Source organism: Ruegeria sp. K7, from assembly GCF_056531785.1.
Genome location: NZ_JBQFMJ010000001.1, coordinates 35174 through 54022, shown reverse-complemented (window position 1 = coordinate 54022; position 18849 = coordinate 35174). Strand labels below are relative to the sequence as shown.

Sequence of the window (18849 nt, the reverse complement as noted above, 5' to 3'; positions counted from 1 at the left end):
ATTTGTCCTTTCACCGACAAACGCTCAAAACCGTCGCGTAGGTCTGGTCAGGGTTTGCAAGGACAAACCCCTCGTGCCCATCGCTGTAGAAATCCCATGTAAAGTCATAGGTTTCTTCATAACCGATACATTTCGCCGTCAGTGTCGATATCTGTCCATCTTGATTTCCAACAACCAAGACATCGCAGGCGGTTTCGTAAAACAGCAACCGCCCTTCTTTCAACAAGGCCATGTCTGTTGCCTCGGCGGTGCTGCGTTCAAAGTGAACGTCGCATCCCGAGTTGTTGCCATATACCGGAAAACCTGACTGCGCATACGCGACAGTTCCGCTACATAGCAACGAAGCCATGGAACAAAGTAGTCCGCGCAAATCACACACCTGTCGCCGGAATACCCGTGCGTTCCACCGGTCGTGGGGCAGTCAGGTCTTTCCAGGTGCTCAGCGCCTTGTTCACATGGGTATTGGCCTCACGCGCAACAAACTGACCGTGCCCTTCCTGCGTTTTGATCTCGCCATCATGCACCGCGACTTGCCCACGGCTGAGCGTGAAACGTGGCAGACCCTTGACCTTCTTGCCCTCAAAGACGTTGTAGTCGATCGAGGATTGTTGCGTGCCCGCGCTGATGGTTTTGGTCTTTTGGGGGTCCCAGACGACCAGATCGGCATCCGCCCCCACCAAAACTGCGCCCTTTTTCGGATAGCAATTCAATATCTTGGCGATGTTTGTCGATGTAACCGCCACAAACTCGTTCGGCGTCAGCCGCCCTGTTTCGACACCATGGGTCCAAAGCATTGGCATCCGGTCTTCCAACCCGCCGGTCCCATTAGGGATCTTGGTGAAATCGCCGACACCGAACCGCTTCTGCTCGGTCGTAAAGGCGCAATGGTCAGTTGCCACCACGCTTAGCGATCCTGATTGCAGGCCTGCCCACAGACTGTCCTGATGCTGCTTGTTGCGGAACGGCGGGCTCATCACTCTGCGCGCCGCATGATCCCAGTCCTGGTTGAAATACTCGCTTTCATCCAGCGTCAGATGCTGAATCAGCGGCTCGCCCCAGACGCGCTTGCCCTGCATTCTGGCCCGGCGGATGGCCTCATGCGCCTCTTCACACGAGGTGTGCACGACATAGAGCGGCACGCCCGCCATGTCGGCGATCATGATGGCACGGTTGGTCGCCTCGCCTTCGACCTGAGGCGGTCGGGAATAGGCGTGCGCCTCGGGGCCGGTATTTCCTTCAGCCAGCAGTTTGGCGCTGAGTTCCGCGACTACATCACCGTTTTCGGCATGCACCAACGCAGTCCCGCCCAGTTCGGCCAGACGCCTGAAGGACGCAAACAACTCGTCATCATTCACCATCAGCGCGCCCTTGTAGGCCATGAAGTGCTTGAACGTGTTGATACCCCGCGTCTCGATCACGGTCTTGATGTCGTCAAAGACCTGCTCGCCCCACCATGTTACTGCCATGTGGAAGGAATAGTCGCAGTTTGCACGCGTCGATTTATTGTCCCAGCGTTTCAGGGCATCCAGCAGGCTTTCCCCCGGATTCGGCAATGCGAAATCGACGACCATGGTGGTCCCGCCGGCCAGCGCCGCCCGCGTGCCGCTTTCGAAGTCGTCACTGGAATAGGTTCCCATAAACGGCATTTCCAGATGCGTATGCGGGTCAATCCCACCGGGCATGACATAGCACCCGGTTGCGTCCAGTTCCTTGTCGCCTTTCAAATCTGGACCAATTTCCGTGATTACGCCGGCCTCGATCTTTACGTCTGCCTTGTACGTTAAATCGGCGGTGACGATTGTTCCGTTCCTGATAACAGTGCTCATGTCAAACTCCCTGTTGCGGTCTGCGCCGCTTGCTTCATCTGGCCAAAAGTATCCCGGGGGAGTCGCCCAGCGGGCGACGGGGGCAGAGCCCCCTACTTCACAATCTCCGCAGTTTCGACGACCGCGTGAAACAGAACATCCGCCCCGGCAGCAGCCCATTCCTTGCTGATCTCTTCGGCCTCGTTGTGGCTCAGGCCATCCACACACGGACACATCACCATCGCCGTCGGGGCAACGCGATTGATCCAGCAGGCGTCGTGCCCGGCGCCGGAAATGATATCTGTATGGGAATACCCCAAACGATCAGCCGCGCTTCGAACCGCTGCAACGCAGGTCTCATCGAACTTCACCGGGTCAAAACCGCCGACTTTCTCAAATTCAATCTGAAGCCCCATTTCATCCACGATGTCCTCGGCAGCAACACGCAGCCGGTTTTCCATGTCGGTGATCACGTCCAATTCGGGCGAGCGGAAGTCTACCGTGAACACCACCTTGCCCGGGATCACATTTCGGGAATTGGGGTAGACGTCGATATGCCCTGCCGCCCCAACCGCGTGGGGCGCGTGGGACCACGCAATTTCGTCCACTTTCTCAAGGATGCGCGCCATGGCCAGACCCGCATTCTTGCGCATCGGCATCGGGGTCGACCCAGTATGGGCGTCTTTGCCGGTAACCGTGATCTGGGTCCAGCTCAGGCCCTGGCCATGCGTGACAACGCCGATGTCCTTTTCCTCGGCCTCCAGGATGGGGCCCTGTTCGATATGCAGTTCAAAAAAGGCGTGCATTTTTCGCGCACCGACTTCCTCGTCTCCTCGCCAGCCAATGCGATTCAGCTCATCGCCAAACTTCTTTCCTTCCGCGTCTTCCCGGTCATAGGCCCAGTCCTGCGTGTGCATTCCCGCAAACACGCCCGAGGACAACATGGCCGGCGCATATCTGGTGCCTTCCTCGTTGGTCCAGTTGGTCGCAACGATCGGGTGCTTCGTCTTGATCCCCAGGTCATTGAGTGTCCGGATGATCTCCAACCCGCCCAGCACACCCAGCACACCGTCGTATTTCCCGCCGGTCGGCTGCGTGTCCAGGTGCGACCCAACATAGACTGGCAGAGCATCAGGGTCAGAGCCTTCGCGATGGGCGAACATATTGCCCAACTGATCCAGTCCCATGGTGCAACCGGCTTCCTCACACCATTTCTGGAACAGCGCGCGCCCTTCGGCATCTTCGTCCGTCAATGTCTGGCGGTTATTGCCGCCCGCAACGCCGGGGCCGATCTTTGCCATCTCCATCAGACTATCCCACAGCCTGTCTCCATTAATTCTGAGATTCTGCGCCGGAGCTGCCATCTGTTTTCCCCTGTTGCTTGCGATTTGGCTCGCTTTTGGTGTCTTGATTTGACCATCTGGTCAAACTCACGCTATCACGGGTTCGACATCAGTCAAGAAATTGCATCGCGTCGACGGAAATTTAAGCATAATCAACACCCGTCGGACAAAAATTGGGGTAACTGGGATCAATGCCAAAAGACCGTGCGCCTACCCGAATTCAGAAAAAGAACCGCGCAGCGATTCTCGAGGCGGCGCTGAACGTTTTTTCAGCCCATGGTTTCCGCGGTGCGACGGTGGACCAAATCGCAGCCGAAGCCGGATTGAGCAAACCGAACCTTCTGTATTACTTCCCTTCGAAGGAGGCGATTCACACCGCCCTTCTGTCCGGGCTTCTGGACGTGTGGCTGGCCCCGCTTCACGATCTGGACGAAAACGGCGATCCGCTGGAAGAGATCCTGTCTTACATCAACCGCAAGCTCCAGATGAGCCAGGAATTACCCCGTGAAAGCCGCCTGTTTGCCAATGAACTGGTTCAGGGCGCGCCTCGTATCCGGGATAATCTGTCTAATGACCTGAAGTCTCTGGTCGACCAAAAAACTGCCGTTCTGACCACCTGGATGGATCAGGGCAAAATCGCCCGTCTTCATCCCTATCATCTGATTTTTTCCATCTGGTCCCTGACCCAGCACTACGCCGATTTTGAAGTGCAGGTCCGGGCAATTCTTGGTGAGGAGGACCCGTTCGAAGGCGCAGCGCCCTTCATGGAAACCTTGTACCGCAAACTGTTAACCCCTTGAGAAGCAGTTAACAAACTTAAGGAAGAGTCTTCTTCTTGCACCAGACCCAACCCGGAACCCTGGATTAAACGCAAAGCTGGCCGCGTGTGGTTTCTAAATGAAACAAAGCAGCGCGGATATCATCTTATCCGCACCGCCAACCAATGAACCTTCAGCTGTCACAAAGGGCCGATCGATTTTCTGATCCGAAGAAACTCGATGCGTTTTCTCGGATCAGGTTTTCGTCCAAAAGATACTGGATTATTCAGCCGCTTTCGCCATTGGGTTGTTCGGATGCGTGGTCCAGTTCGCATAACCGGGCTCAACGACCTTTTGTGTGCGTGGGTCGATCTCCCCTGCTGCCATCGGCTCCATCGAGATACATCCCTCGACCGGACAGACATCGACGCACAGGTTACAGGCCACGCATTCATCATCCATCACTTCAAAAACGCGATCGGCGGACATCGAAATCGCCTGATGGCTGGTGTCCTCGCAGGCGGCATAGCATCTGCCGCACTTGATGCACTGGTCCTGATCGATCTTGGCTTTGGCCACGTAGTTCAGGTTCAGGTATTGCCAGTCCGTGACATTCGGCACCGCCAGACCAACGATTTCAGACACGTCGGAATAGCCCTTTTCATCCATCCATTTGGACAGACCGGCCGTCAGTTCATCGATGATCTTGAACCCATAGGTCATCGCCGCCGTGCAGACCTGAACAGTGCCGCACCCCAGCGCCATGAATTCCGCAGCATCGCGCCAGGTGGTCACGCCACCGATGCCTGAAATCGGCAGCCCATGGGTTGCCTCTGCGCGCGCAATCTCGGACACCATCGACAAGGCAATCGGCTTGACCGCCGGCCCGCAATAACCACCGTGGCTGCCCTTACCGTCAATCGAGGGTTCGGGGCTGAACGTGTCCAGATTGACGCTGGTGATCGAGTTGATCGTGTTGATCAGCGATACGGCATCCGCACCACCGTTCTTGGCCGCAGCAGCGGGTTTGCGGACATCGGTGATATTCGGTGTCAGCTTCACGATGACCGGGCGGTCATAGTATTTTTTGCACCACCGGGTAACCATCTCGATATATTCCGGAACCTGCCCGACGGCCGACCCCATTCCACGCTCGCTCATCCCGTGTGGACAACCGAAGTTCAGCTCGATCCCGTCCGCTCCGGTTTCTGCGACGCGCGGCAGGATGGCTTTCCATGCCTCTTCCTCGCACGGTACCATGATCGAGGCGATCAGCGCCCGGTCAGGATAGTCTGCTTTGACCCGCGCCATCTCCTCGAGGTTTACTTCAAGCGGGCGGTCGGTGATCAGTTCGATATTGTTCAGGCCCAGCAGGCGACGATCTGCGCCGTAGATGGCCCCGTAGCGCGGACCATTCACATTCACGACCGGCGGCCCTTCGGCACCAAGCGTTTTCCACACGACACCACCCCATCCAGCCTCGAATGCGCGTCGTACGTTATATTCCTTGTCCGTCGGCGGCGCGGATGCCAGCCAGTAAGGGTTGGGGCTGGAAATTCCCAGAAAGTCAGTTGTCAGATTGGCCATGGGTTCTCCTTACCGGGTTAACCGGTTTTCTTGAAAATCATCTCGGTCGGGCGGATGCGCCCGGCGTCAAGGTTTGCGACATAGTTTTTGAACTTCTCAGGGGCAGTATCACCCATCATCAGATGGATCCCCAGCGGTGCGGGGCCGCTTTCGGCCGTGCGGGCAAAGACCTCTTCAAAGAACGCTTTCGCGAATTCCGAGCGGTCGTTTTCCGTGATCAGTTCAAATCCAACAGCCGAGGCCGCGTCCCTGTACGCACCAGGCGTGTCCACGAACGAGGTGTCGGGCGTCGTCGACCAGGGCAATGGGAAGACCATCGGTTCATCCACCGCACCGCCCATCACGTCAAACAGCGCAAAGGTGCCGCCTTTTGCCAGCACCCTGGCCACTTCGGCGAACAGGCGTTGTTTGTCCTGAATGTTCATGCCGACATGCAGCATGACGGCAAGGTCAAAGCTGGCGTTCGGCACCGGCATGTCCAAAGCGCTTCCGGTCAGAAAGCGCACCTTGCTTTCAAGACCGACAATCGCACTGAGGGCGGTTGCCGTCTCGACGAACTCAGGGGTCAGATCGATGCCCGTAACGGTCGAGGTGTAGCGGTCCGCAATGTAGCGCGACGTTCCACCGATACCGCAACCGATATCCAGCACCCGCGTTGCGTGGGTCGGCGAAAGTTGCGCAAACAGATGATCCGTCGCGGCAACTCCGCCTGTGTGGAATTCGTCGCCCGCTTTCAGGTCGGCAACCGTGGCCGCGTCCGGGTCGATACCGCTCTGCCGTAGCGCATCGCGAACGCGTTCTGTCAGTTCACCTGTCGTATAGTGGCGGGCAACGGCTTCTTCGATCCGGGACATGGCAACACCTCAGCAATGCGATTGAAAGATCAATGCCTCACTATATCACGAAACAAGCGTTGCATGGATGTCCATCGCGGCATCCCTGCCCTCGGCCACCGCGGTCACGGTCAGGTCTTCGCCACCGGTTGCACAGTCGCCCCCGGCCCAGACACCTTCCATGGACGTGCGGCCCGCGCCCGTAACGACGATCTTGTTGCCGTCCAGATCCAAACCTTCAGGTGCCCCTTCCAATGTCTGACCAATTGCCTTGAGGACTTGATCCGCCGGAACACGAATGGTTTCGCCGGTTCCGCTCAGCTTGCCTTCGCGGGATTCGGTATATTCAAGCTCGATCTCGGCGGTAGAGCCATTTCCATGAATGGCCACAGGCTGAACGTTGCACAGAATTCGAACACCATGAGAGGCCGCCAGATCCTGCTCATACCGGCTGGCTCCCATCGCGTCGCGACCGCGACGATATGCGATGGTCACATGTTCGGCGCCAAGAAGGCGGGATTTCACTGCCGCATCCACGGCAGTCATGCCGCCGCCGATCACCACGACGTTGCGCCCAACCGGCAGATGCGCAAGGTCATCTGCCTGCCGCACGTCCGAGATGAAGTCGACCGCATTGCGCACCCCGTCCAGATCATGCCCTTGTGCGCGAAGTGCGTTCACCCCGGCCAGACCGATCGACAGGAAAACCGCGTCATAATTCTGGCGCAGCCCGTCCAGCGAGATGGTGTCACCCAGTGCGGAACCGGTCTCGATCACGATACCGCCGATTTTCAGCAGCCAGTCCACCTCGGCCTGAGCAAAATTGTTGGTCGATTTGTAGGCCGCGATACCATATTCGTTCAGCCCGCCCGGCTTGGGCCTGGCGTCGTGGATCACCACATCGTGGCCATGCATGGCCAAACGATGGGCACAAGCCAGTCCCGCAGGGCCCGCGCCAACCACAGCGATTGTCTTGCCGGTCGATGGCGCCCTTTCGAAAGGATGCACCCCGGTCGCCATGACGCTGTCCGTGGCATAACGTTGCAGTCGACCAATCTCAACCGGCGACCCTTCTGCGGTTTCGCGTACGCAGGCCTCCTCGCACAATGTTTCGGTCGGACAGACCCGGGCGCACATGCCACCCAGAATGTTCTTTTCCAGAATGGTCTGGCCTGCCGCTTCCGGCTGACCGGCCTGAATCTGGCGCATGAACAACGGAATATCGATGTCCGTGGGACAAGCGGTAACGCATGGCGCGTCATAGCAGAAATAGCACCGATCCGCCGCCACAGCCGCCTCATGCGCGGCCAGCGGCGGATGCAGATCCGTGAAATTCGAGGTCAGCTCATCGCTGGAAAGCCGCCCGGCGACAATACCGGGGACCATCTGGCCCTGTGCCATCACTCTACTCCCTGTAGATATGTTTATTGTGACCTCAGCTTGCCACAAACTAATTTTTTATCAATTGGTAAAATTTATAAAATCACCAAAAAGTCGAAAAAGCTGAGAGAACGACCTCAACTTCACCGTATAGTTTTTTGTTTTTAATTGCTTTTGGTCAAATTTAACTATTCGAGAAAAATCTTCGAGTTAAACTCCGTACATGGTCCAATAATCACCTGCAGCGGTGGGACAGCGGGTATTCGACGGACAGCGCAGCCAGTCCCAGGCGCCAAATGACTCGACGGCTTCCTACCAGCCGCCATTGATGACAAACATGTCCAGGCCTGTTTGAATTCCTGCGTCGCGTTCAGAATTGGGCGCGCCGCAGCGGTTTTCCAATCTCGCATCTGGTTTTGGCGTCGTCTGCCGCTTACAGTGCGTCACCAGAACCAGAGCAGCGCCGGAGAACGGCGAAAATCCGTGAGTTTATCGATGCAGGCCAAGGCCCCCAAGTTCAATATTGTCATCATCGGACAGAACAACCGCCTGCAATACGAGGCTGTGCTGTTTGCCGCCTCGCTTCGACATTGTTCACCGGGATTCACAGGCCGTCTGTTTGTTGCGGTTCCCCAACCCGGCCCGCGCTGGCAACAAAACCCCAGCATTCAGAACGAGGATGTTCTCAAAGTCCTGAAACAACTGGACGCCGAGATTCTGCCCTTTGACAACCATGCCTTCGGCGAAAGCTATCCTTATGGCAACAAGATCGAAGCATTGCTGGCCATGCCAGAGGGTGAGCCATTTGTGTTCTTTGACAGCGACACCCTAATCACGGGCGATCTGAACACAGTTCCGTTCGATTTCGACCGCCCCGGCGCTTCATTGAAGGTCGAAGGAACATGGCCAAAACCCACGCTGTATGGCCCCGGTTTCGACGGCATCTGGCGCGCGCTCTATCAACGGTTCGGGCTGGACTTCGAAAGCTCGATCGACACAGACCAACCGCTGGATCACTGGCGGCGCTATCTGTACTTCAATGCAGGGTATTTTTTCTATTCCTGCCCACACGCTTTCGGAAAACGGTTTCTGGAATACGCGCTTGCCATCCGCGACGAGGATATCCCAGAGCTTGTTGGCCAGAACCTTGACCCCTGGCTGGATCAGGCCGCGTTGCCGCTGGTGATCCACGCGCTTGGCGGCGGGCGCGACGCCCTGCCGGATGGATTGCTGGATGGCACCGTAAGTTGCCACTACCGGCTGTTCCCTCTGCTTTACGCGCGCGAGCCGGATCATGTCATCGAGGTTCTGGAAACAGTGACCGCGCCGAACCGGATCAAGAAGGTTCTGAAGAACTACGACCCGCTGAAAAAGCTGGTGATCCAACGCAAGGGCGAGAAGATCCGCAATATGTTCGACCGCGAGAACCTGCCCCAGCGCGAGCAGGTCATCCGCAACCAGATCAAGAGCAAAGGACTGTGGATGCGCTGACTGGATCGTTGTGCGCACGCGGCCAATGCCCTAGAGGTTCTGCAACACAAATACCAACAGGAGATGTTCCAGATGTCTGATGGACCCACTTATGGTTTCGACACGCTGCAAATTCATGCCGGTGCCCGGCCCGACCCGGCGACCGGAGCGCGCCAGACGCCGATCTACCAGACAACCGCTTATGTATTTCGCGACGCGGACCACGCCGCCGCGCTGTTTAACCTGCAAGAGGTCGGCTACATCTATTCCCGCCTGACCAACCCTACCGTGGCTGTTTTGCAAGAGCGTGTCGCGACCCTTGAAGGCGGTGTGGGTGCGGTTTGTTGTTCCTCGGGTCACGCCGCGCAGATCATGGCGCTGTTTCCGCTGATGGGGCCGGGTTGCAATGTGGTTGCATCAACCCGCCTTTATGGCGGCACCGTCACGCAGTTCAGCCAGACCATCAAACGCTTCGGCTGGTCCGCCAAGTTCGTCGACACCGACGATCTGGACGCCGTCAAGGATGCCATCGACGAAAACACACGGGCGGTGTTCTGCGAATCCATCGCCAATCCGGGCGGCTATGTCACCGATATCCGCGCGCTTGCGGATGTGGCGGACGCCGCTGGCATTCCGCTGATTGTCGACAACACGTCGGCCACGCCCTACCTGTGCCGCCCGATTGAACAAGGTGCGACGCTGGTGGTTCATTCGACCACGAAGTACCTGACGGGCAACGGCACTGTCACTGGCGGTTGCATCGTGGATTCAGGCAAGTTCGACTGGTCCGCAAATGACAAGTTCCCGTCGCTCAGCGAACCGGAATCCGCTTATCACGGGTTGAAATTTCACGAGACCTTTGGCCCGCTGGCCTATACTTTCCACGGAATTGCCATCGGGCTGCGTGATCTGGGCATGACGATGAACCCGCAGGCTGCGCATTACACGCTGATGGGGATCGAAACCCTGAGCCTGAGAATGGAGCGCCACGTAGAGAACGCCCAGAAAATCGCCGCGTGGCTCGAAGCAGATGATCGCGTGGAATATGTCACCTATGCTGGCCTGCCGTCGTCGCCCTATTATGATCGGGTCCAGAAGTGCTATCCGCGCGGGGCCGGTGCCCTGTTCACCTTCGCGGTCAAGGGCGGCTATGACGCGTGCATCAAACTGGTCAATGCGCTGGAGATATTCAGCCATGTGGCCAATCTGGGTGACGCACGCTCGCTTATCATTCATTCGGCCTCGACCACACACCGGCAGCTGACGCCCGAACAACAGGAAGCCGCCGGTGCCAGCCCGAACGTGGTACGTCTGTCGATCGGGATCGAGGATGCCGACGACCTGATTGCCGATCTTGACCAGGCGCTCAGCAAGGCAAGCGCCTGATCCATGGCAACCGGCAGCGAAACGAACGACCTTGGCCAGCCGATTGGCTGGCCCGTTTCGGGTGACTTCCCGCGTCCGACACCGCCTTACACGCCGATGCAAGGAGGGTTCTGTTCCGTTGTACCGCTGGATATCAACAGGCACGCGCCCGGTTTGTACCGGGCGTTTGCAAACGACGCGGACGGCCACAACTGGACCTACCTGCCCTACGGACCCTTTGAGTCCGAAGCCGCCTTTGTCGAATGGGCCCAGAACAATTGTTCCGATGCTGATCCGATGTTTCACTCGGTTCTGGATGCCAATGACGTCCCGGTCGGCATGGCCTCGTACCTGAGAATCACGCCCGCTGCCGGATCGATTGAGGTCGGTCACATCCACTTCTCGCCCCTTTTGCAGCGCAGGCCGCAATCGACCGAGGTGATGTACCTGATGATGCGCCGCGTTTTCGATGAGCTTGGCTATCGCCGCTACGAATGGAAATGCGATGCGTTGAATGCACCGTCTCGACGCGCGGCCGAACGCCTTGGATTCACTTTTGAAGGCGTGTTCCGGCAGGCGACCCACTATAAGGGACGTAATCGTGACACGGCATGGTATTCGATAATCGACAGCGAATGGCCACGCATCCGAAAAGCCTTTGAAGCCTGGTTGCTGCCCGAGAATTTCGACGCTGCGGGCAAGCAACGACAACCGCTGCAAGCCCGCGCAGAGGTCTGACTTTATTCGAAAATTTCGAATTCCATCAAGACATTGACCGAGATTGAAACCTCACCGCCGGCAACCGGAACATTGCCTGCTTCGGCCATGCTCATCTGGCGCATATGTGGCATGGGCTGCACACCCCCGCCCTGTTCGTCAATTGACTGAACCGGGCCAAGTGTCACGCCCGCGGCCTGGGCCAGTTGCTCGGCCTTGGCGGTTGCCTCGGCGACAGCTTGCGCTCGGGCTTTTGCTTCAAGCGGCTTGGGGTCCTGAACATCGAAACTCAGGCCGCCAAAGTCATTGGCACCGTCCTGAATGACCGCATCCATGATCTCACCCAGCTTGGTCAGGTCACGCACCCGAACAAAAACCCGGTTCGACGCAGCAAAACCTGTGATTTCCGGGTTCTGCCCCGGCACATTGTTTCGGTTGGACCAAACCGGCGAAAGGGACAGATCGCGGGTTTGCACGTCGCGTGCCTCGATCCCTTTTTCGTCCAGTCGCGACAAAATTCTGGAAACCGCGTCGGATGTTGCCTGCATCGCCACCGAAGCCTGCGTATCCTGGTTTGTGACACCCAATGTAATGGTCGCCATGTCGGGTGTGGCCTGAACGGTCCCTGCCGCGCTGACGGTGATGCGACGTTCTTCCGCATGGGCCGCGCTTGCCGCCGTCATTGCCAGCATGGCGGCCAGAAAAGCAAATGTCTTCAAGGTGATCCCTCCAATTCTTGCTGTCTTAAGATGGGGTGACCGGGCGCTCTCGTACAAGAGGTGACTTGGCTTTTTCTTTCCCTCGGCGATATCCTGCTTTACTGTCGTGCTGCGAACGCAATGTCGTTTGCATTGACGATGACAATTATGGTTCTTCGGAGTTATGAAACCCGCTTTTGCGTTATCATTTTCTGCCGACGGAATTTCCCTGCATCACCATTCGGATGACGACTGGTTCTGCATTGGCACGGTTCCGCTGGATGCGCCGGATTTCCCGGATCGCATGCAGGCGTTGCGCGACGCGGGTTTTGCGCTGGAAAACGACCTAAGCTGCAAGGTCGTGATTCCGGAAGACCAAATCCGGTTTTTGACAGTCGAAGCCGAAGGACCGGACGCAGACGATACTGGGCAGAAAGTACGCGATGCACTGACCGGGGCCATCCCGTATACACTGGACGAACTGGCTTATGATACAGCGACGGACGGACAGCAAACTCACGTCGCGGCAGTGGCAACGCAAACTTTGGACGAGGCCCGGGAGTTCGCGACCCAACACGGGTTCATTCCTGTCGTATTCAGTGCAGAAACCGGCCCAAACCCTTTTCCGACCGAGCCCATATTCTTACCTCGGGAAACCACAGAACTGCCCGGTGCACCCGAACCGGCCGATACGGCGCAAGAGCCGGAAGAAGAAGCGGAATCGAACACTCCGGTCCATGCTATCGCGGCGACCGATGCCCCAATCGCATTCCGGGCGCAGACCGCGCCAGGCGCTGAGATTGGCACTGGTGCGGCACACCCAGGTGAAGCCAAACTCTACACAGCTCTGGCATTGGTCGCAGGCGTTCTTGCAGTCGCCATCGGGCTATGGTTCCTGACCGGATCCGAAGACGAAATCAGCCCGGAACCCTTTCTGGCGCAGAGCGTTCCGGACGAAACGGCGTCCCCAAGTGTGCCAGAGCAAGTACTGGTTGAAAAAGCACCGAAACAGGAAAGCGATATTGCCGAAGTCGCTGTCCCTCCACCCCCGGTGGAAGAAACGTCAGAACCGGACACAGAGCTCTCTGAAACCCCCATCTCTCCGCCTGTGGTTGAGGAAAAAGCCGAGCCGACCACGACGGATCTTGCTATTCTCGAGGCGTTGGACGTCAGCCCAACACCCGTCGAGCAGGTGGCCCGCGATCCTCAGGCGCAACAGGAACTGCAATCCCAGACAGGCGTCGTCCTGACCGCGCCCGAAGCGCTGATCCCACCCCCCGCGGTGCAATCCGACGACCTGTATCTGTCATCGCTTGATCCATCGAACCTTTCGCATGACGCGGTGGCGCTGCCTGCGGCTGAAAAGTTTGACACTGATCAGCCATTCGAACAGCCCGCTGCACCCAGCGGCGCGGGCACACGGTTTGTACTTGATGAGCGGGGTTTGGTTACCCCCACGGCCGACGGTACACTGAATCCGGATGGGGTCATGGTTTTCCTCGGACGACCGTCTTCGGTTCCGCCGGCAGTCCCGGTTCGCTTCGAACAGGAACCCATCGTCGAAGAGGGCAATGACAGGCTGGCTGGGCTGCGGCCGAAAATCAGGCCAGATGATCTGGTCGAAGGGTTCGAGCGCCAGCAGCTGGGTGGTCGGACTCGGGACGAGTTGTCCGGGCTGCGGCCGAAACTGCGGCCAAAATCCCTGCAGGAGCAACCTCAGATTGATGAAACCCCGACCGCGTTGGCGGTCGTTCGGGTTCCGCGCCCCAAATCCCGCCCGGCAGATCTGGCAGCGGCTTCCGCGCCGAAGGCAACCACCACGTCAGCCAATCTGGGAGCAACGGCCGCCATCGATCAAAGCAGTGACGATGTCGGATCGTTTGCGGCAAAATCCGTTGCGCCCAAAATTCCGAGCCGGGCTTCTGTCGCCCGTCAGGCCACTCTGGACAATGCCATCAACCTGCGAAAGCTCAACCTGATCGGAGTCTACGGTTCGCCAGCGAACCGCCGCGCCCTGATCCGGCTGCCCAGCGGCCGCTACAAAAAGCTTAAGGTCGGGGATCGGCTGGATGGTGGCCGTGTAATCGCGATTGGGGACAGTCAGTTGCAGTACCAAAAGAAGGGGCGCAACGTGACTTTGAAAATGCCCCGCAGTTAACAGCCAAAATCGAATGGGAAAAAAACACGCGCGCTGACACGCCAGCGCGCGCTTTATATAGTCGCGTCAAGCGGCTGAAATCTCGCCACTTTCTATCTGTTCGCGTTCGATGGATTCGAACAGCGCCTGGAAGTTTCCTTCGCCGAATCCGTCGTCACCCTTGCGCTGGATGAACTCGAAAAAGATCGGTCCGATGACAGTCTTCGAGAAGATTTGCAGCAGGATCCGTGTCTCGCCGCCGTCGACGACACCTTCGCCATCAATCAGGATGCCGTGCTTCATCATCCTGTCCAGGGGTTCGGAATGCCCCGCGACCCGGTCAGTAGACATGTTGTAGTAGGTCTCGTTCGGGCCTGGCATGAACTTCAGCCCCTTTTTCGCAATCGCGTCGGTTGAATCGTAGATGTCCTCACTTCCCACTGCGATGTGTTGAATGCCCTCACCCTTGTATTTCTTCAGGTACGAAACGATCTGGCCGGTCTCGCCTCTGTCCTCGTTGATCGGAATGCGGATGCGGCCACAGGGCGAGGTCAGCGCACGGCTGTAAAGACCGGTGAATTTTCCCTGGATGTCAAAGAAGCGGATTTCGCGGAAATTGAACAGGTTTTCGTAAAACCGGAACCACTTGTCCATATTCCCCTTGTAGACATTGTGCGTCAGGTGATCGAGGTAATAGAACCCGTCACCGCGGGGTTTGGATTGCTGCGTCCACTCGAATTCCTGGTTGTAGGGCGACGTGTCATAATACTGATCGACGAAGTAAATCAGCGAGCCGCCAATCCCCTTAATGGCTGGCACGTTCAGTGTTTTGTCGTCGGCATCGTAAGGCTCGGCACCTTTTGCAACGGCGTGCTCATAGGCCTTTTGGGCATCAACCACGCGCCACCCCATTGCTGGCGCGCACGGTCCATGTTCGGCAACAAACTTGGCTGCAAAGCTGTCGGGGTCGGAGTTCAGGATATACGTGACATCGCCCTGCTGCCACAGTTCGACGCCGGGCTTCTTTTTGTGGTGCCCCACCCTTTCGAATCCCATCTTCGAAAACAGGTCGCGCAACTCCTGCGGTTCTCGATGCGCGAATTCGACAAACTCGAAGCCGTCGGTCCCTGCCGGGTTTTCTTTGCTGATTACGGATTTCGGTGCGTTGTGCGGGAAAGGTCCCATGGCGGGTCTCCTAAAAAACAGGAATTTCTTTGCTGATTCTAAAATACGTCTTAATTGACGCTGTTTCTGCGCATAATTTTCGTGTAAACTAGCGGTATGTGCGCGATTTACGCACCAAAGACAAGAAAAACGGGGCGAATCCGCATATGTTGGATGCCATGGACACACGCCTGCTGTCTGCGCTGCAAAAGAACGCGCACCTGACGGCACATCAGCTGGGTGAAATGCTGAACCTGTCAGCCAGTCAGGCAGGGCGCCGCCGACAAAGGCTGGAGGCGGAAGGATACATCACCGGCTACGCCGCTCGCCTGGACCCGTTGAAACTGGGACTGCACGTGCAGGGTTTCGTCCAGGTCCATCTGGGCACGCACGGCCCCGAACAATCTGCCAGCTTTGCCCGCATGATCGACGCCCGCCCTGAGATAACAAGCGCCTGGACGATGACAGGAGAGGCAGATTATCTGTTGCACATATTCTGTGATGACCTTTCCGCGCTCAACCGCTTGCTTCATCAGGTCATACTGCCGCATCCTGCCGTTGCGAGGGTGCAAAGCCAAATTGTAATGGATCAACTCAAGCGCGACGCACCCCTTCCGACCTGACCGGGACACGAGGACAAACATGGACGATTTCCTTTACCAGGCAACGATCTATCTGGCGGCGGCAGTTATTGCGGTGCCTTTATCAGCGCGTCTGGGGTTGGGTTCTGTACTGGGGTATCTGGCGGCCGGTATCGTGATCGGGCCCATTCTGGGGCTGGTCGGTGCTGAAACCGAAAGCCTGCAGCATGTAGCCGAGTTCGGCGTCGTCATGATGCTGTTTCTGATCGGGCTGGAACTTGAACCGCGCGCCCTTTGGGATATGCGCGACAAGCTATTGGGGTTGGGCGGGCTTCAGGTCGCAATGTCGACGGCGGTGATCGCCGGTGTTTCAATATACGCAAACCACCCGTGGACCGTGGCATTGGCGGTTGGTCTGACCCTTTCGCTGTCGTCAACGGCTATCGTTTTGCAGACCTTGTCGGAAAAGGGGCTGATGCAGACCAATGGCGGGCGGGCCACATTCTCGGTTCTGCTGACACAGGATATTGCGGTCATTCCGATCCTTGCGATGCTGCCGTTGCTGGCCCTTCCGCGCGTTCCGCACCTTGAAGGCGACGGCTCTATCGACCGTGGCAATGTCGATGCGCATGGCGCGGCCCATCACAGCCTGTCCTTGGTCGAGGGCTTGCCGGGCTGGGCGGTCACGCTGGTCACGCTCGGCGCCGTTGCTTTCGTCATTCTGGCGGGTGTCTACCTGACCCGTCCCCTGTTCAGATTCATTCACGCCACCCGCCTGCGAGAAATGTATACCGCACTGGCCCTTATGATCGTTGTGGGAATCTCATTCCTGATGACGCTGGTTGGCCTGTCGCCCGCTTTGGGCGCATTTCTGGCCGGCGTGGTTCTGGCCAGTTCGGAATTCAGGCACGAGATGGAAAGCGATCTGGAGCCGTTCAAAGGTCTGTTTCTGGGGCTGTTCTTCATTACAGTCGGTGCCGGGATCAACGTGGGCTATTTCTTCAACGATCCCTTTGACCTGATCGGGCTAGCGCTTCTGGTGATCCTGGTCAAAGGGATCATCCTTTTTATCGTCGGACGTGCCTTCAAGCTTCGCGGGCGCGATCACTGGCTGTTCACTCTGGGTCTGGCCCAGGCGGGTGAATTTGGTTTTGTCCTGCTGGCCTTTTCCACGCAGCAGAATGTCATCCCCACCGATCTTTCCCAGAAACTTCTGATGATCATCGCGCTGACGATGCTGATTACACCGCTGCTGTTCATCATCTACGATCAACTGTCGCGCCGCATCGGCGATGTGCGCCCGCAGCCGGAACCGGACGAGATTGACGAAAAAGGCCCGGTAATCATCGCGGGCATAGGCCGCTTTGGCCAAATCGTAAACCGACTGGTTCGGGCAAGTGGTTTCAAGACGGTCGTTCTGGACCACGACATCGACACGGTGCAGTTGATGCGCAGGTTCGGCGTCAAAGGGTTTTTGGGCGACCCGACCCGCCCCGAGCTGCTGCGCGCGGCAGGGATCGAAAAGGCATCCGTTCTTGTCGCAGCCATGGACGATCACAAGCAGGTCACGCGGCTGGTTGGCTACGCAAGGCGACAACGCCCTGATCTGCACATCATCGCCCGTGCCTATGACCGCAACCACGTTTATGAGCTGTATCAGGCCGGTGCGAACGATATCGTCCGAGAAACCTTCGACAGCTCACTTCGCGCTGGCCGCTATGTCTTGGAGAACATCGGCCTCAGCGACTATGAGGCAGCACAGGCGGAACAGACATTCTATCATCATGATCGAATGTCCGTGCGCGAGCTGGCCGAATTGTGGATACCGGGAATGCCGACGGCCGAGAACAAGAAATACATCGAAAGATCGCGCGAGCTTCAGAAGGAGCTGGAAACCGCGCTTTTGGAGATGGCAGAAGAAAACGCCAAGAAGTCAGCCTGACCCAGGCCCCTACCCGGGTCAGATATAGCGTTTAGCCGTCCGAGACACCGGCCTCGGCAAACGTTGCCATGCCCGAATGACAGGCGACGGCGCTTTTCAGGATGTTGATCGCCAGCGCACCACCCGACCCCTCGCCAAGCCGCAAGCCCAGGTTCAACAAAGGTTCTTTGCCAAGCCGCGCCAGGACCGCGCCATGCGCGCCCTCGGCGCTCTGGTGGCCGGCAATTGTGTGGTCCAGCGCCCCTTCGTTCACGTCCGCCAGACACGCGGCAGCCGCCGAACAGATGAAACCGTCCAGAATGACCGGAATCCTCAACACACGTGCCGCCGCGATGGCACCGGCCATGGCGGCAATCTCGCGCCCACCCAGGCAGCGCAGGATATCCAGCCCGTCGCCAGCCTGACCATGCAGGGCGACACCTTCAGTGACCACCCGGGTTTTGTTGGCCAGACCCGCATCATCAACGCCGGTGCCACGCCCGGTCCATTCGGCCGCCTCGCCTCCAAACAGGGCGCAGGCAATTGCGGCCGCCGGAGTTGTGTTGCCGATCCCCATCTCGCCAACCACCAACAGATCCGCCGTTGGATCGACCGCCTGCCAGCCTGTACGCAACGCTGACAGAAGCTCTTGCTCATCCATTGCCGGAGCTTTTGTGAAATCCGCAGTTGGCGTGTCCAGATCCAGCGCGTGTACGTTCATCGTCGCACCAGCCGATTTGGCCAGTTGGTTGATCGCCGCACCGCCATGCTGAAAATTCATCACCATCTGAACGGTCACTTCAGGTGGAAATGCTGATACGCCTTGCGCCGTAACACCGTGGTTTCCGGCAAAAACGATCACTTGAGGCGCGGAAATCTGCGGCCGGGCATCCCCACGCCATCCCGCATACCAGATCGCCAGATCCTCGAGCCGACCCAGCGCGCCCGGAGGCTTGGTCAGTTGGCCGTTGCGCTCGGACGCGCCAGTTGTTGCGGTTTCGTACGGGCCGGGTGCAGAGCTCAGCGCATTCCGGAAAGTTTTCAGGTCGGTAAGTTCGGGCAGCATCGAAAGCCTCGTTGCATCAGAGTG

Annotated in this window: 16 protein-coding genes; 7 read left to right on the top strand and 9 right to left on the bottom strand. The window is 57.9% G+C overall.

Annotation, left to right across the window (positions count from 1 at the left end):
* Nucleotides 1-10: 10 nt before the first annotated feature.
* From ACR0FE_RS00250 to ACR0FE_RS00240, 3 genes are all read right to left on the bottom strand, one after another.
* Nucleotides 11-349, bottom strand: a complete 339-nt coding sequence (locus ACR0FE_RS00250) for a hypothetical protein (protein ID WP_170616164.1) — start codon at nt 347-349, stop codon at nt 11-13.
* 22 nt (nt 350-371) lie between these two features.
* Nucleotides 372-1826 carry a dihydropyrimidinase gene (gene hydA / locus ACR0FE_RS00245; protein WP_170616162.1) on the bottom strand — a complete coding sequence of 485 codons (1455 nt, stop codon included), beginning with the start codon at nt 1824-1826 and terminating at the stop codon, nt 372-374.
* Nucleotides 1827-1918: 92 nt separating this feature from the next.
* The gene (locus tag ACR0FE_RS00240) at nt 1919-3169 is read right to left on the bottom strand and encodes a Zn-dependent hydrolase (RefSeq protein WP_480910162.1); all 1251 of its coding nucleotides are present in this window, start codon (nt 3167-3169) and stop codon (nt 1919-1921) included.
* 170 nt (nt 3170-3339) lie between these two features.
* Here ACR0FE_RS00240 and ACR0FE_RS00235 point away from each other — a divergent pair, with 170 nt between their 5' ends.
* Entirely contained in the window at nt 3340-3948 is a 609-nt protein-coding gene (locus tag ACR0FE_RS00235) for a TetR family transcriptional regulator C-terminal domain-containing protein (protein ID WP_170616158.1), read from the top strand.
* A 240-nt stretch (nt 3949-4188) separates the two neighbouring features.
* Here ACR0FE_RS00235 and preA read toward each other — a convergent pair whose 3' ends face one another.
* The 3 genes from preA to ACR0FE_RS00220 are packed head-to-tail and all read right to left on the bottom strand — an operon-like array spanning nt 4189 to nt 7727.
* Nucleotides 4189-5493, bottom strand: a complete 1305-nt coding sequence (gene preA / locus ACR0FE_RS00230; protein ID WP_170616156.1) for an NAD-dependent dihydropyrimidine dehydrogenase subunit PreA — start codon at nt 5491-5493, stop codon at nt 4189-4191.
* 17 nt (nt 5494-5510) lie between these two features.
* Nucleotides 5511-6347, bottom strand: coding sequence for a methyltransferase domain-containing protein (locus tag ACR0FE_RS00225; RefSeq protein WP_170616154.1), 837 nt, complete (start codon nt 6345-6347; stop codon nt 5511-5513).
* 45 nt (nt 6348-6392) lie between these two features.
* Nucleotides 6393-7727 carry an NAD(P)-dependent oxidoreductase gene (locus ACR0FE_RS00220; protein WP_480910159.1) on the bottom strand — a complete coding sequence of 445 codons (1335 nt, stop codon included), beginning with the start codon at nt 7725-7727 and terminating at the stop codon, nt 6393-6395.
* Between the two features lie 474 nt (nt 7728-8201).
* Between ACR0FE_RS00220 and ACR0FE_RS00215 the strand changes: the two genes are divergently transcribed.
* The 3 genes from ACR0FE_RS00215 (at nt 8202) to ACR0FE_RS00205 (ending at nt 11279) form a co-directional block, all read left to right on the top strand.
* Complete coding sequence (locus tag ACR0FE_RS00215; RefSeq protein ID WP_480911364.1) at nt 8202-9197, top strand: hypothetical protein; 996 nt, start codon at nt 8202-8204, stop codon at nt 9195-9197.
* A gap of 72 nt (nt 9198-9269) precedes the next feature.
* Entirely contained in the window at nt 9270-10562 is a 1293-nt protein-coding gene (locus ACR0FE_RS00210; RefSeq protein ID WP_170616150.1) for an O-acetylhomoserine aminocarboxypropyltransferase/cysteine synthase family protein, read from the top strand.
* A gap of 3 nt (nt 10563-10565) precedes the next feature.
* Complete coding sequence (locus ACR0FE_RS00205) at nt 10566-11279, top strand: GNAT family N-acetyltransferase (protein ID WP_170806173.1); 714 nt, start codon at nt 10566-10568, stop codon at nt 11277-11279.
* A 2-nt stretch (nt 11280-11281) separates the two neighbouring features.
* Here ACR0FE_RS00205 and ACR0FE_RS00200 read toward each other — a convergent pair whose 3' ends face one another.
* Nucleotides 11282-11977, bottom strand: coding sequence for an SIMPL domain-containing protein (locus ACR0FE_RS00200; RefSeq protein ID WP_480910157.1), 696 nt, complete (start codon nt 11975-11977; stop codon nt 11282-11284).
* Between the two features lie 163 nt (nt 11978-12140).
* Between ACR0FE_RS00200 and ACR0FE_RS00195 the strand changes: the two genes are divergently transcribed.
* Entirely contained in the window at nt 12141-14114 is a 1974-nt protein-coding gene (locus ACR0FE_RS00195; protein ID WP_480910155.1) for a hypothetical protein, read from the top strand.
* Nucleotides 14115-14180: 66 nt separating this feature from the next.
* On the opposite strand, the gene hppD is transcribed toward ACR0FE_RS00195, so the two are convergent.
* A complete protein-coding gene (gene hppD, locus ACR0FE_RS00190; protein ID WP_480910153.1) occupies nt 14181-15278 on the bottom strand; it encodes a 4-hydroxyphenylpyruvate dioxygenase in 1098 nt (365 codons plus the stop codon).
* Nucleotides 15279-15424: 146 nt separating this feature from the next.
* Here hppD and ACR0FE_RS00185 point away from each other — a divergent pair, with 146 nt between their 5' ends.
* Both ACR0FE_RS00185 and ACR0FE_RS00180 read left to right on the top strand, forming a co-directional pair.
* Nucleotides 15425-15880, top strand: a complete 456-nt coding sequence (locus tag ACR0FE_RS00185; protein WP_170616139.1) for an Lrp/AsnC family transcriptional regulator — start codon at nt 15425-15427, stop codon at nt 15878-15880.
* Between the two features lie 19 nt (nt 15881-15899).
* Complete coding sequence (locus ACR0FE_RS00180; RefSeq protein ID WP_170616137.1) at nt 15900-17780, top strand: monovalent cation:proton antiporter-2 (CPA2) family protein; 1881 nt, start codon at nt 15900-15902, stop codon at nt 17778-17780.
* Nucleotides 17781-17811: 31 nt separating this feature from the next.
* Here ACR0FE_RS00180 and cobT read toward each other — a convergent pair whose 3' ends face one another.
* Nucleotides 17812-18825, bottom strand: a complete 1014-nt coding sequence (cobT, locus tag ACR0FE_RS00175) for a nicotinate-nucleotide--dimethylbenzimidazole phosphoribosyltransferase (protein WP_480910151.1) — start codon at nt 18823-18825, stop codon at nt 17812-17814.
* Nucleotides 18826-18849: the final 24 nt, after the last annotated feature.